Origin of the sequence: Micromonospora sp. NPDC049301 (assembly GCF_040678715.1) — a bacterium.
Lineage (GTDB): Bacteria > Actinomycetota > Actinomycetes > Mycobacteriales > Micromonosporaceae > Micromonospora.
Genome location: NZ_JBFAQO010000008.1, coordinates 35,660 through 48,680, shown reverse-complemented (window position 1 = coordinate 48,680; position 13,021 = coordinate 35,660). Strand labels below are relative to the sequence as shown.

The following is a 13,021-nucleotide window of genomic DNA, read 5'->3' as shown; positions in this document are numbered from 1 at the left end:
GGAGCTCGCACGCTCACTCCTCGCGCTCGCCGCTGGCGCTCGTTGGTCGTGCTGCTCGCTCGCACCGCCGTCACCGCCGGTTCTTCGGGTCGATCGCCTCGCGCATCGCCTCACCCAGCAGGGTGAAGCCGAGCGCGACCACGATGATCGCGAGCGCCGGGTAGTAGGCCAGTTCCGGACGGACCTCGAAGTAGCGCTGACCGTCCACGCCGAGCATCAGGCCCCACTCGGCGCGGTTGATGTCCGGGTCGCCGAGGCCCAGGAAGGAGAGAGCCGCAGCGTCCAGGATGGCCACCGCGAAGGTCAGCGTGGCCTGCACGATCACCGCGGTCAGCGAGTTGGGCAGCATGTGCCGCAGCACGATGTTGCGCTCCTTGACGCCGAGCGCGCGGGCGGCGAGCACGTGGTCGCTCTCCCGCTGGGCCAGCATCGAGCCGCGCAGCAGCCGGGCAAAGATCGGCACGCTCACGATGGCAACCGCGAAGATGACCGTCCACTGGCTCGACCGGCTGGCCATCGCGACCAGGGTGATCGCGAGCAGGAGGCTCGGCAGGGCCAGCATCACGTCGGTGAGCCGCATCAGCACCACGTCGACCCAGCCGCCGAAGGCCCCGGCGATCGCGCCGATCAGCACACCGAGCGCGAGGCCGATGAGGGTCGCCAGCACGCCGACGAAGAGCGTCTGCCGGGCGCCGTAGATCATCCGGGAGAGGAAGTCCCGGCCGAGCGGGTCGGAGCCGAGCGGGAACTCGCTGCTGGCGCCCGGGATCGTGTCGACGGTGAGGTTCTTCGTCAGCTCGTCGAAGCGCTGCACCGGGTCGTGTGGCGCGATCAGCGGAGCGAAGATCGCCATCAGGACGAACAGCGCCACGATGCTGGCGCCGACGATGGCGACCGGGTTTCGCCGCAGCCGGCGCACGGCGTCCCGGACGAGGCTGATCCCGCCCCGGTCGGCCGCGCTCGCTCGGGCCAGCTCGTCCAGTCGCGCCTTCTTACGGTCGCCGAGCAGGCCGATGCTGCGCTCGCTCATGCCGGGGCGTGGCTTGTCGTCCCCGCTGCGGGGAGCCGGCGTGCCGGCCTGGGTGATCGGGTCACTCATCGCACACGCACCCTCGGGTCGATGAAGGCGTAGGAGAGGTCGACCAGCAGGTTGACCACCACGAAGACCAGCGCGGCGAGCAGGATGATCGCCTGGAGCACCGGGTAGTCCCGGCCGCCGCTGATCGAGTCGGTGATCAGCGTGCCGAGGCCGCCCCAGTTGTAGACCTTCTCGGTGAGCACCGCGCCGGAGAGCAGTGCGCCGGTCTGCAACCCGATGGTGGTGACCACCGGCAGCAGCGCGTTGCGCAGAATGTGCCGGCCGCGGATGGTGCGGTGCCGCAGGCCCTTGGCCTCGGCGGTCCGTACGTAGTCCTCGTTGAGCACGTCGAGCACGCTGGCCCGGGTGATCCGCACGATCACCGCGAGCGGGATGGTGGCGAGCGTGATCGCCGGCAGGATCAGGTGCCACAATGCGTCGGCGCTGGCGTCGAACTCGCGGGTCAGCAGGCCGTCGAGGACGAAGAAGCCGGTGACGCTGGTGTTGTCCAGACCGGTCGTGAGTCGCCCGGACGGCGGGAACCAGTGGATGTTCTGCGTGAAGACGTCCTTGAGCAGGTAGCCCAGGAAGAAGATCGGGATCGAGATGCCGAGCAGGGTGCCGGCGATGGTGAGGTTGTCCAGGGACCGGCCCCGCCAGCGCGCGGCGAGGTAGCCCAGCGGCACTCCGAGGCCGACCGCGATGATCATCGCGGCGACGGCCAGCTCGATCGTGGCCGGGAACGCCCGGCTGATGACCTCGGTGACCGGGTCACCGGTCCGGATCGAGTTGCCGAAGTCGCCGGTCAGCACCCGCTGCATGAACTTGCCGTACTGCACCAGGATCGGCTGGTCGTAGCCGAGCGCCTTGGTCAGCAGGGCGCGGCGCTCGGGCGTGGCCCGCTCGCCGAGCAGCGCCTCGACCGGGCCACCGGGCAGGTTCCGCAGCCAGATGAAGATCAGCGCCGACAGCGCTATCAGGGTCACCACCAACTGCAACAGGCGGCGGACTATGACTCGCAACATCTCTCACACACCAGACTCTCGATGGTCGCGCGATCGGCCCGGGCCGGGAGGAGCCCCGGGCCCGGGCCGATCACGCCTGCGGCGTCAGCCGACAAACGTCACTTGCTGACGCTGACCGTGTTGAACCGCTCGTCGGTCAGCGGGCTGGCAACCAGACCCTTGACATCCTTCGTGACGACGATCGCCGGCGGGGCGTGCCAGACCGGCACGGCCGGCAGCCACTTGGCGGCGATGTCCTTGTTGACCTGCTCCCAGGCCGCCTTCTTGCCGGCGTCGTCGACCGTGGCGTCGGCCTTGGCGATGGCGTCGAACATCTCCGTCATCGCCTGGTCGCCGAACTCGGCCTTGCCGCGGCCGAAGAACGTGCCGACGAAGTTGCCCGGGTCGTTGTAGTCACCGGTCCAGCCGAGGATGTGCAGGTCGTGCTTGCCGAACTGCTGCACGTCGTCCTTGAAGCCACCGTTCCACGGGCGAGGAGTTCCGTTGACCTTGATGCCCACGGCCTGGAGGTCGTTGGCCAGGACGGTGAAGATCTCCTGCGGGTTCGGCATGTACGGCCGGGAGACGTCCGGCGGGTAGTAGAAGTTCAGCGTCAGACCCTCGGCGCCGGCCTCCTTGAGCAGCTGCTTGGCCTTCTCCGGGTTGTACTCGTACTTCTGCACGTCCGGGGCGTAGCCGAGCACGGTGTCCGGCATGAACTCGTCGGCGACCTTGGCGCCACCCGGGCCCTTGGTCTGCACCAGCTGCTGGCGGTTGAGCGCGTAGGCGATCGCCTGCCGCACCCGCAGGTCCTTCAGCTTCGGGTTCTTCTGGTTGATGCCCAGGTACAGGATGTTGAACGCCGGGCGGTTGATGACCTGGAAGCCCTCACCCTCGAGCGCCTTGCGGTCGGCCGGGGCCGGGAAGTCGATGCCCTGCACGGTGCCGGCACGGAGCTCCTGCTTGCGGGTGCTCTCGTCCTTGATGATCTTGATGATCATCTTGTCCACCTTGGCCTTCTCGCCAAAGTAGTCCGGGTTCCGGTTCAGGGTGATCTCGTTCTTGGCCTTGTCCCAGCCGCCGAAGGTGAACGGACCGGTGCCGACCGGGTGCTCGTTGGCGAACGCGCTGTACGAGAACGAGTCACCGCTCTGCGTGACCGTGTTGGCGTCGTACTTCTTGAGCGCCTCGGGGCTCGCGATCGACAGCGAGGTCAGCGCGAAGGCACCGGGGAAGGCGCCCTTGTACTTGTTCAGGGTCAGGACGGCGGTTCCGTCGTCCTTGGCCTCGCACTTGTTGTAGATCGACTCGCCGGCGCCCTCGGCCTCGTTCTTCGCGAACCCGCCGAAGGTGTCCATGTAGTAGATCATCTGGGACTGGGCGGCAGCGCCCTTCATGTTGTACCAGCGGTCGAAGTTGAAGCAGACCGCGGCGGCGTTGAAGGGCGTACCGTCGTGGAACTTCACGCCCTGGCGGAGCTTGAACGTCCAGACCTTGCCGTCGGGGTCGTGCTCCCAGCTCTCGGCCAGGCCGCCCTGAAGCTCGGCGGTGCCCGGCTTGTGGCTCACCAGGGTGTCGAACATCTGCCGGACCGGCCGGAACGACTCTCCGTCATCGTTGAAGATCGGATCGAAGTTCTTCGGGTCACCGGCACCCGCGAAGATGAAGGTGCCGCCAGTCTTGGCCTCGCCACTGCCGCCGTCGCGCTCGCTCTCCGCGCAGCCGGCCGCGCCGACCGCCAGAGCGGCAACGGCCGCGATGGCCACAGCCGTTTTAAGCCTTCTCGCCTGCATCTCTCACCTCTGTCATGCGCATGACCACGCCGAGTTGTGGCTCGGTCCGTGTGCGGGAGGCTATGACATGTCACACGAGAAGCGGAACGGGCGTCAGGCAATCGCTATCAAGCCGACACCTTGCGCGGGGGTCTGACAGTCGACGGCACGGTGAATGCATGGAGCGACACATCGATCCGCGGGGCTCTCGACACCGCGACGGGGGTGGCGCCGTCGACGACGACACCACCCCCCGGGGGTACGAATCAGACCGCCCGACGCCCCTCGAACGCCCGACCGAGGGTGATCTCGTCGGCGTACTCCAGGTCGCCGCCGACCGGCAGCCCGCTGGCCAGCCGGGTCACCGCGATCCCCATCGGCTTCACCATCAGCGCCAGGTACGTGGCGGTCGCCTCGCCCTCGGTGTTCGGGTCGGTGGCCAGGATCAGCTCCCGCACCGTGCCGCCACTCAGCCGGGTCATCAGCTCCCGGATGCGCAGATTGTCCGGACCGATCCCCTCCAGCGGATTGATCGCGCCGCCGAGCACGTGGTAGCGGCCGCGGAACTCACCGGTCCGCTCGATGGCCACCACGTCCTTGGGCTCCTCCACCACGCACAGCACCTCGTCGGTGCGGCGCGGGTCGCGGCAGATCCGGCACTGCTCCGACTCGGCCACGTTGTAGCAGGTCGTGCAGAAGCGCACCAGCTCCTTGACCTTGCGCAGCGCGCCGGCCAGCCGGTTGACGTCGGCCGGATCCGCCGAGAGGACGTGGAACGCGATCCGCTGAGCGCTCTTCGGGCCCACCCCCGGCAGCCGGCCCAGCTCGTCGATCAGATCCTGGATGGCACCTTCGTACATCTGCCGGCTCAGAAACCGGGCAGGCCGAGGCCGCCCATGCCACCGGCGACCGGGCCCATCTTGCGCTCGGTCAGCTCCCGGGCCGCCTCGGCGGCGTTGTGCACGGCCGCCACGACCAGGTCCTCCAGCGTCTCCACGTCATCCGGGTCGACGGCCTTCGGGTCGATCTTGATGGCCTTGAGCTCACCGGAGCCCGACACGGTCGCGGTGACCAGCCCACCGCCGGCGGTGCCGGTCAGCTCGGCCTCGGCCAGCTCCGCCTGGGCGGCGGCGATCTGCTGCTGCATCTTCTGCGCCTGCTTCAGCATCTGCTGCATGTTCGGCTGTCCACCTGGGCGCACGGATGGCTCCTTCTCGCACTCGTCTGTCGGCCGCCGCCCAGCCTATCCGCTGGGACCGACCCCGCCCCGCCCGGCGCGTCCGCCCACGCCGGAGCACCAGGGGTACGCCTACCACTACCCCGAACCGGCCATCTGCGGGTAGTGCGGCGAAGACCGCCGGCCTGGTCTGCTCGACGGCATGAACCTCAACCGCACCGGGCGGCTCGGCGCGCTGTGCTGGGTGGCGGCCCTACCGGTCTTCCTCGTCGCCAGCCTGGTCACCGGCCTGCGCTGGCGTCACCCGTCCTACAGCTGGGCCACCCACAACATCAGCGACCTCGGCAACGTCCACTGCGGCATCTGGGACAGCAGCCGGCCCCGCCACGTCTGCTCGCCCTGGCACCCGCTGATGAACGCCGCGGTGCTGGCCACCGCCGTGCTGCTCGCCGCCGGGCTCCTGCTGACCTGGCGGATGCTCGGCCGCGGGAGCCTGGTGCGGTCGGCCCAGACGCTCCTGCTGCTGGGCACCGCCGGGTACGCGCTCGCCGCCGCCTACCCGGCGGACGTCGACGAGAACCTGCACGTCCTCGGCGCCTTCCTGATCATGGGGCTGGGCAACCTCGGCCTGCTGCTCGCCGGGTTCGCGCCGGGCACCACGCTGCTCGGCCGCTGGCGGCGACTCACCCTCGCCGCCGGGCTGACCGCACTGGCCGGGACGGTGCTGTTCTTCGCCCAGCAGGGCGTCGGGATCGGGGTGGGCGGCATGGAACGGGTCGCCGTACTGCCGTTCCCGCTGTGGGCGTGCTGCCTCGGCGTCCTGCTCGCCGAGGCCCCCGCCAGCCGGCCGCGACGCACCCGGTCGGCAGCGCGGAGCGGCTAGCGGGCGTCGACCTCGTCGATCTTCTCGGCACCGAACGTCTCGCGGAGCAGCCGGACCGCCTGCTCCTCGCTCGACTCCCGGGCGGTCTTCTCGTCGATGACCTCGTCCAGCGGCTCGTCGCCGGGGTCGAAACCCTCGTAGGTCGACGTGGCCGCCGGCGCCGCGCCGCCGGCCCGGCCGCCGCGCACCGGACCGTCGAAGTCCGGGTCGTAGGGCGGTTCGCCGGCCCATTCCGCGTCCGCCGTGGGCCGGGCCGCCGCTCCGGTACGCGGACCGCGTCCCGCCGCCGCCGCTCGAGCCGCGGCGATGGCGCTGCTCACCGGGGCGCCACCGGCTGCCGCCGGCTGCCGGGCCGCCGGCGTCGGGTTGGCCGCCCGCGGGTTCGGTTGACCGCCACCGGCCACCGTGCCGGAGCCACCGCCGTTCGACCCGCCGCCGGGTCCGCCGGCCCTGCCCGGGGCGGTGCCGTTCGCACCGGTCGGAACGGACGGGCCGGTGCCGGTCCCGTCGGCCCCACCGCTGGTTGACGCGGTCGCCGAGCCGGAACCGCCCGGGGCGGCGCCGGAATCGCCCGCACCGCCCGGCCGGGCGGCCTCCGGCCAGTCGTCGTCTTCCGTCGATTCGGCGGCGGCGGCGGGGGCACTGCCGCCGGGGCGTGCCGCTTCCGGCCAGTCGTCGTCGGCGTCGGCCGGCGCGGCGGATCCGCCGGACTGGCCGCCGCCCTGCCGTCCCGCACCGTGGCCGCCGGACCCGTTCCCGCCGGGCAGGTCACCCCGGGCACCCGGGGCCGTCGCGTTCGTGGGGCTGGGCGAGGTGTCCGCCGGGGTGGGGGGCGCGGCGGGTCGGGCCGGCGCGGCGGCCTGCGTACGCGGCGGGCCGGACAGCGACACGCCACCCCGCTCGCCGGCCACCTCGCAGCGGATCTGCCAGCGTCCGCCCAACTCCTCGTAGAGCGCGTCGGTGAGCACCGCCGAGTGGTCGGCCATCATCTTGGCCAGCACGGTGGACTTGACCGTCAGCACCAGCGTGTCGCCGTCGAGGTCGCGTACCACCGCGTCGCGCATCAGGGCGGCGATCCGCTTGTTGGTCCGGTTGACCTTGCCAACCACGTCGGGCCAGACCCGGCGGACCGCGACCGCGTCCAGCGCCGCGCCCGGTGCACCGGGGCGGGGCGGCTCGGGCGTCGCCGGGTCGGGCAGCACCGCCGACGGCGGCACCACACGACGGGGGGCCGGCGAGAGGGGTGCGGCCCGTTCGGCGGTCGCGGACGCGCCGGGTGACGCCGGGATCGGCGAGTCGGCGGCCGGTGCGCTCGGGGCGGGAGCGGCCGGGACCGTGGTGCTCGTGGCCGGGGACGCCGCCGGGTCGACCGTCCACGGGGGCGCGGAGGTCGGGACGGCGGCGGGTGCCGGGGTGGCGGCAGCCGGGACCGGAGCGGGCTGCTGTGGGCGTACTCCCTGGTTGGTGGCCGGCGCGGAGCCGGCGGCGGCCGACGGCGCGTCGGTGCCGCTCAGGGTGAGCCGGCGTTCCATCCGCTCCAGGCGCTGGAGCAGGCCACCGGTGGAGTCGTCCGCGCCGGGCAGCAGCATCCGGGCGCAGATCAGCTCCAGCAGCAGCCGGGGCGCGGTGGTGCCGCGCATCTCCACCAGGCCGTCGTGCACGATGTCGGCGCAGCGGGACAGCGTGCCCGGGCCGAGCTGCGAGGCCTGGGCGGCCATCCGTTCGATCTGGTCGGCCGGCCCGTCGATCAGGCCCTTCGCGGCGGCGTCCGGCACCTGCTGGAGCACGATCAGGTCGCGCAGCCGCTCCAGCAGATCCGACGCGAACCGGCGCAGGTCGTGCCCAGCCTCGGCGACCCGGTCGACGGTGGCGTACGCGGCGGCGCCGTCCCCGGCGGCCAGCGCGTCGCACATCTCGTCGATCAACGCGGCGTCGGTGACCCCGAGCAGCGCGACGGCCCGGGCGTAGCTGACCCCCTCCGGACCGGCGCCCGCGATGAGCTGGTCGAGCACGGAGAGGCTGTCCCGCATGCTGCCCGCACCGGCGCGCACCACCAGCGGAAAGACCGCCGGCTCGACGGTGACCCCCTCCGCCTCGCAGAGCTGCTCCAGGTACGGCCGGACCACCTTCGGCGGGAACAGCCGGAACGGGTAGTGGTGGGTCCGCGACCGGATCGTGCCGAGGACCTTCTCCGGCTCGGTGGTGGCGAAGATGAACTTGACGTACTCCGGAGGCTCCTCGACCAGCTTGAGCAGGGCGTTGAAGCCCTGGGTCGAGACCATGTGCGCCTCGTCGATGATATAGATCTTGAAGCGGCTGCGGGCCGGCGCGAAGAACGCCTTCTCGCGCAGGTCCCGGGCGTCGTCGACGCCGCCGTGGCTGGCCGCGTCGATCTCGATCACGTCGATCGAACCGGCTCCGTCGGCGGTCAGCGAGCGACACGACTCACACTTGCCGCACGGCTCCGGGGTCGGCCCCTGCTCACAGTTGAGCGAGCGGGCCAGGATCCGGGCGCTGGAGGTCTTGCCGCAGCCGCGCGGGCCGGAGAAGAGGTAGGCGTGGTTGAGCCGCCCACTGCGCAGCGCCTGCGACAGCGGCTCGGTGACCTGCTCCTGGCCGATCATCTCGGCGAAGGTACGCGGCCGGTACTTGCGGTAGAGCGCCAGCGTCACTCGTCCCGCCTCCTCTCGACCGAGCCATTCTGCGCCGGTCGGGCGCGGGTGACCACCCACCCCGCCGGGGCGCAAGGGCCTTCGGGATTGATCGACTCGGCTTCCTGGAAACTGCGGCGTCCGCGTGATCGGAGCACCGCGACATCACGGATGCCGAGTGGATCAACCGGCCCACAGACAAAAAGGCCTCCCGTGCACCCGGCAGAGCTCGCTTATCCTTGCTGCCTTCCGGCCCTGGGGAGGTTCACGAGATACCGCCGCACGGGAGGTGCCGCCAAGCCTACCCGACCGTCCGTCGATCTTCAGGGGGTGGTGGGGTGGCCGGGCCGGCAGGGGCCTGTATCCTGGCTCGCGGAGGATTCGCCTAGAGGCCTAGGGCGCACGCTTGGAAAGCGTGTTGGGTTTACACCCTCACGAGTTCGAATCTCGTATCCTCCGCTCGCCTGAGCAGCACGAACGCCCGGCAGGTCCGCAAGGACCCGCCGGGCGTTCGTCTTGTGGTCTCAGTCCGCCGCCACGACCACTCCCGTCGCGCCGTCGTCAGGCTCCGTGTCCTGCTCGGTGGCGCCTCCAGTCGGTAGAGGCCGGCACCGGAGGGACGGCACGAGGACGCCAGGGCCGGCGGACGGACCGGCCCTGGCGTCGATGTGCAGGGGTCAGAACCTGCCGTTGGCCACGTCCGCCAGGGTCACCCGGGTCACCGTGTAGTTGACGGTCACGCCCACGCTCTCCCCGACGTACTTGATCGGCAGGCCGGTCTCGGCGTTGATGATCAGGCTGTCAATGCCGCCGCCGCTGATCGCCGGGCCGGCGGCAAGGGTGAGCACCGCCTGGCCGTCGACGGTGCCCCGCTCGACCCTGACGTCGGGCATCTGCCCCAGCAGCCGCAGCACCCCGGCGCGGACCGTCGGGCTGCCAGCGCCGGCCTTCAGCGCGTCCAGCGAGTTCCCCCACACCCAGTTGTCGGTCAGGTTCCCCGAGTTGGCCGGGTCCCCGCCGGTGATCTTGAGCTTCTTGTCGATCGCGGGACCGGACGGCTTGACGCCGGGCGCCGAGAGAGTTGGCGCGGTCTTCGGGTCCTTCACGTACGCGAGCGCCATCCTCTTGCGGGCCTCGTTGAGGTCGCCCTTGGCCGCGTACTCCGCCGCCGCGACCGCCTTCTTCCTCCCGGCCTCATCGTCGCCGCCCCCCTCGGCGTGCTTGCCCTGCACCCGGGCCGGGAGGGCACCGCGGGTCTTGGCGAAGTAGAGGTCGCCGTTGTCGGCGAACAGGTCCCAGACGTCGACCTTGAGGCCGTCCGTGTAGACCTGGTCACGCAGCACGAGCGTCGCGTCGCCCTCGGGCTGCGGGGCGGTGGTCAGATAGCCGACCAGATGCATCAGCGGGGCGTTCTCGGCGGTCGCACTGGTCGCCGCCGAGTTCGGGGCGGCGAGGTTGGGCGACGGGGCCTGGGTGCCGGTGGTGAGCACGGCGACCGCCGCGACCGCGGCGGCGAAGCCGGTGCCGGCGGTCGCGCGCCACGCCAGGCGGCGGTGCCGCAGCTTCCGCCCGCGGCTCTCGATCTGCTCGAGGTCGGGCGCGTACGGCCGGTCCCCGACGATGCCCTGCAGAGTCGCGCTCAGACGTGCCTCGGTGTCGTGTGGCATGGTCAGATGTCTCCTCGGTTCAGTACGGACTTGAGCTTGATCAACGCCCGGCTCGTCTGGCTCTTGACGGTGCCCTCGCCGCACCCGAGGGCCGCTGCGGTCTCCCGCTCGCTGAGCCCCTCGAGAAACCGCAGGACGACGGTCGCCCGCTGCCGCGCGGGCAGCGACTGCAACGCCTGGAGCAGTTCGGCGCGGTTCACGACCTCGTCGGACATGTCCGCGACGGTGCTGTCGATGTCGGGTTGCACCGTGGTGTTCCGGTTCCGGCGCCAGCCGCGTCGCGACTCGTTGATCAGGATGCGTCGCACGTACGCGGACGGGCTGTTGGCCCGCTGGACCCTGCGCCAATTGCTGTATGCCTTCGCCAGGGTCTCCTGGACAAGGTCGTCGGCCAGGTACCAGTCCCCGCACAGCAGGTACGCCGTGCGGTGCAACGATGCGGCGATCCCCTGGACGAAAACCCGAAAATCCTGCTCCGCGTCGCTCGCCGTCCCGGCTGGTCGGTGCTTCATTACGGTCGTCACATGGGGGGAGACACCCGTATGGGCGCGGACGTTGTCAAGGTGTCGGATCTTTCTCGGGCTCCGCACGTCTGGCGCTCTCGGCGAACCACGCCCGGCGCTCCGAAAGCCCAGGTCCCATGGTTTCCAGACGACCCGATCGGGGCTCGGCGGCCCATCCGACCCGCACCTGATCATGCATTCCAGGTTCGTCCAAGGTTTCGGCAAGGCGGCACCGCCAAGCTCGAGCCAACCGGCGCCCATCGAGGGGCCGGAGCAGGCGAAGCAGAGGAGTGCGACGGACATGACACGGACCCTTGCCAGGCGGGTACTGCTGCCGCTGGCAGCCGCACTGACCGCGATCCTGGTCACCACGAACCCGGCGGCCGCTGCCGGCAACGACGACTACACGGTCTACACCGACCCTTCCTGGCATGGCGGTGCCGTCGACTTCATCGACTACGGTCCCGGCGCGCCCGGCGGCGGCGACAACGACGACTACCTGGTGATCCGCGACATCGCCGCGGACGGCCACGGGGTGCAGGTCTGGGCGTGGCTGCACGGGAAGTACCTCGGCACGAAGTACAACGGCGGCGGCGCCTGGAGTTCGGTGATCTACGACCCGTACAGCATCTTCCCGAACAACGTCGCGAAGAACGAGGTCATCGGGATCAAGATCTGCCTGGTCGACGGAAAGGACAACCTGATCCAGCCGAGTTGTTCGAACGTGGAATGGCCCAGCATCGACGGCTGACAGCCCCACCAGGGGTCGAGGGGCCGGTGCCCTTCGGAGGTACGTGAGCAGCTCCGAGAGTGCCGGCTCCCGACCACCGCCCGGATCCTGTGGTCTCATCGACGTCGTGGCAGCGACAGCGTGGGCGTGGGACGAGACGTTGTACGCGGGCAGTGCTAGCCACTACAGCATCGGCCGCATGCCCTACCCGCCCCGGCTCGCCGAGACTGTCGGCAAGGAACTTGGCCTCGACGGCACCGGCCGACTGCTGGACGTCGGCTGTGGCCCTGGATCGGTCACGCTCCTGTTCGCGCCGCTGTTCGAGGCGGCGGTGGGTGTCGACGCCGACCAGGACATGCTCAGCGAGGCTCGACGCAGAGCAAGCGAGTTCGGGGCCACCAACATCGAGTGGCGGCACCTGCGTGCCGACCGACCTGGGCACGTTCCGAGTGGTCACGTTCGCCCAGTCGTTCCACTGGATGGACCGGCCACTCGTGGCCCGTCGCGTCCGCGACATGCTCGCACCGGACGGTGCCTGGGTCCACGTCGGCGCCAACACGCATCAGGGCGTGGCCGACGACGAGACGCTGCCGTACCCGCGTCCGCCGTGGCGGCAGATCGACGACCTGGTCGCCAGCTACCTGGGGCCGGTCCGCCGGGCGGGGCAGGGGTGGCTGCCCGCCGGCACCCCCGGCGGGGAGGAGGAGATCATGCGGCAGGCCGGCTTCACCGGCCCCACCCGCATCGAGGTCGCCGGAGGAACGGTCACGGAACGCGGCGTCGACGAGATCGTCTCGGCGGTGTTCTCCCTGTCCAGCTCGGCACCGCACCTGTTCGCCGAACGGCTCCCCGCCTTCGAGGCGGATCTGCGTCGCCTCCTGTCCGCAGCGACACGAGATGGCCGTTTCGCGGAGCGGAGACGAGCGGTCGCCGTGGTGATCTGGCGCCCCTGACTAGCCGCGAGCGCGGGCCCAGGAGAGGAAGCGTTCAGCCAGCCGTGCCGGGTCCGTACGGGTGAGCTGTTCGCCGGCCTCGGCCTGGAGCGTCGCCAGGTAGACCAGCAACGCCACCCGGTCGCGCCGGTACTCGGCGAGCAGCCGCAGCTTCGCCGCCGAGCAGGGCCAGGCGATGCCGCACGCCTGGCAACGCCAGGTCGGGCGGCTGGGCAGGTGGCCAGGCGAACGGCGGGCCCTCATCCGATCGTCACAGAGCCACGCCGTACCGGCCGCCGGGTGATAGTCGGGGGCGGCGGTGTGGCCATCCACTGCACCCCCTCAACCAGGACGTACAGCGACCGCCGCGCTACCGCGTCGCCCTTCGAGTCCAGCTCGTACGCGTCTATCCAGAGCCACCCTTGGTAGGTCGGCCAGTCGAGGACCCGAATCACGCGGACCACGATCGGCCGGACGTACTGCGGGCTTGCGGCGCGGGTCAGGCGCAGGAGATCGCCCGACCTCATCTGCGGCTCCGGCTCGTCCCGCACGTCTCCTCCTTCTCGCTGGGAGGGGCCGCCCCTGAGTGCTCGCCCACGAGGCGGCCCCGGCACGAACGCGTCC

13 protein-coding genes, 1 tRNA gene, 1 other RNA gene and 1 pseudogene are annotated in these 13,021 nt (G+C 71.0%); 5 read left to right on the top strand and 11 right to left on the bottom strand.

The window, feature by feature from the left end; translation table 11 throughout:
• Nucleotides 1-70 precede the first annotated feature (70 nt).
• From AB0K07_RS23260 to AB0K07_RS23240, 5 genes are all read right to left on the bottom strand, one after another.
• Nucleotides 71-1,030, bottom strand: a complete 960-nt coding sequence (locus AB0K07_RS23260) for an ABC transporter permease (protein ID WP_363757957.1) — start codon at nucleotides 1,028-1,030, stop codon at nucleotides 71-73.
• Between the two features lie 65 nt (nucleotides 1,031-1,095).
• The gene (locus tag AB0K07_RS23255) at nucleotides 1,096-2,103 is read right to left on the bottom strand and encodes an ABC transporter permease (protein WP_363757511.1); all 1,008 of its coding nucleotides are present in this window, start codon (nucleotides 2,101-2,103) and stop codon (nucleotides 1,096-1,098) included.
• Nucleotides 2,104-2,201: 98 nt separating this feature from the next.
• Nucleotides 2,202-3,875: an ABC transporter substrate-binding protein gene (locus AB0K07_RS23250; RefSeq protein WP_363757510.1), complete on the bottom strand. Its 1,674-nt coding sequence runs from the start codon at nucleotides 3,873-3,875 to the stop codon at nucleotides 2,202-2,204.
• Nucleotides 3,876-4,120: 245 nt separating this feature from the next.
• The gene (gene recR, locus AB0K07_RS23245) at nucleotides 4,121-4,714 is read right to left on the bottom strand and encodes a recombination mediator RecR (protein ID WP_363757509.1); all 594 of its coding nucleotides are present in this window, start codon (nucleotides 4,712-4,714) and stop codon (nucleotides 4,121-4,123) included.
• A gap of 8 nt (nucleotides 4,715-4,722) precedes the next feature.
• The gene (locus AB0K07_RS23240) at nucleotides 4,723-5,031 is read right to left on the bottom strand and encodes a YbaB/EbfC family nucleoid-associated protein (RefSeq protein ID WP_007466279.1); all 309 of its coding nucleotides are present in this window, start codon (nucleotides 5,029-5,031) and stop codon (nucleotides 4,723-4,725) included.
• Nucleotides 5,032-5,233: 202 nt separating this feature from the next.
• Between AB0K07_RS23240 and AB0K07_RS23235 the strand changes: the two genes are divergently transcribed.
• A complete protein-coding gene (locus AB0K07_RS23235; protein ID WP_363757508.1) occupies nucleotides 5,234-5,914 on the top strand; it encodes a DUF998 domain-containing protein in 681 nt (226 codons plus the stop codon).
• On the opposite strand, the gene AB0K07_RS23230 is transcribed toward AB0K07_RS23235, so the two are convergent.
• Both AB0K07_RS23230 and ffs read right to left on the bottom strand, forming a co-directional pair.
• Nucleotides 5,911-8,586, bottom strand: a complete 2,676-nt coding sequence (locus tag AB0K07_RS23230) for a DNA polymerase III subunit gamma and tau (protein WP_363757507.1) — start codon at nucleotides 8,584-8,586, stop codon at nucleotides 5,911-5,913. The genes AB0K07_RS23235 and AB0K07_RS23230 overlap by 4 nt on opposite strands.
• A gap of 181 nt (nucleotides 8,587-8,767) precedes the next feature.
• Nucleotides 8,768-8,857, bottom strand: an RNA gene (gene ffs, locus AB0K07_RS23225) — signal recognition particle sRNA small type.
• Nucleotides 8,858-8,939: 82 nt separating this feature from the next.
• Here ffs and AB0K07_RS23220 point away from each other — a divergent pair.
• A tRNA-Ser gene (locus AB0K07_RS23220) sits at nucleotides 8,940-9,024 on the top strand.
• A gap of 218 nt (nucleotides 9,025-9,242) precedes the next feature.
• On the opposite strand, the gene AB0K07_RS23215 is transcribed toward AB0K07_RS23220, so the two are convergent.
• Both AB0K07_RS23215 and AB0K07_RS23210 read right to left on the bottom strand, forming a co-directional pair.
• The gene (locus AB0K07_RS23215) at nucleotides 9,243-10,232 is read right to left on the bottom strand and encodes a hypothetical protein (RefSeq protein WP_363757506.1); all 990 of its coding nucleotides are present in this window, start codon (nucleotides 10,230-10,232) and stop codon (nucleotides 9,243-9,245) included.
• 2 nt (nucleotides 10,233-10,234) lie between these two features.
• On the bottom strand, nucleotides 10,235-10,744 hold the full coding sequence (locus tag AB0K07_RS23210) for a SigE family RNA polymerase sigma factor (protein WP_363757505.1): 510 nt from the start codon (nucleotides 10,742-10,744) through the stop codon (nucleotides 10,235-10,237).
• A gap of 292 nt (nucleotides 10,745-11,036) precedes the next feature.
• Between AB0K07_RS23210 and AB0K07_RS23205 the strand changes: the two genes are divergently transcribed.
• The 3 genes and pseudogenes from AB0K07_RS23205 (at nucleotide 11,037) to AB0K07_RS23195 (ending at nucleotide 12,418) form a co-directional block, all read left to right on the top strand.
• On the top strand, nucleotides 11,037-11,486 hold the full coding sequence (locus AB0K07_RS23205) for a hypothetical protein (RefSeq protein WP_363757504.1): 450 nt from the start codon (nucleotides 11,037-11,039) through the stop codon (nucleotides 11,484-11,486).
• A gap of 178 nt (nucleotides 11,487-11,664) precedes the next feature.
• A pseudogene (locus tag AB0K07_RS23200) lies at nucleotides 11,665-11,835 on the top strand (class I SAM-dependent methyltransferase); the annotation flags it as partial.
• A 52-nt stretch (nucleotides 11,836-11,887) separates the two neighbouring features.
• On the top strand, nucleotides 11,888-12,418 hold the full coding sequence (locus AB0K07_RS23195; protein WP_363757503.1) for a hypothetical protein: 531 nt from the start codon (nucleotides 11,888-11,890) through the stop codon (nucleotides 12,416-12,418).
• Here AB0K07_RS23195 and AB0K07_RS23190 read toward each other — a convergent pair whose 3' ends face one another.
• Both AB0K07_RS23190 and AB0K07_RS23185 read right to left on the bottom strand, forming a co-directional pair.
• A complete protein-coding gene (locus AB0K07_RS23190; protein ID WP_363757502.1) occupies nucleotides 12,419-12,661 on the bottom strand; it encodes a flavin reductase in 243 nt (80 codons plus the stop codon).
• On the bottom strand, nucleotides 12,658-12,924 hold the full coding sequence (locus AB0K07_RS23185; protein ID WP_363757955.1) for a hypothetical protein: 267 nt from the start codon (nucleotides 12,922-12,924) through the stop codon (nucleotides 12,658-12,660). The genes AB0K07_RS23190 and AB0K07_RS23185 overlap by 4 nt, the downstream gene beginning before the upstream one ends.
• Between the last annotated feature and the right edge of the window lie 97 nt (nucleotides 12,925-13,021).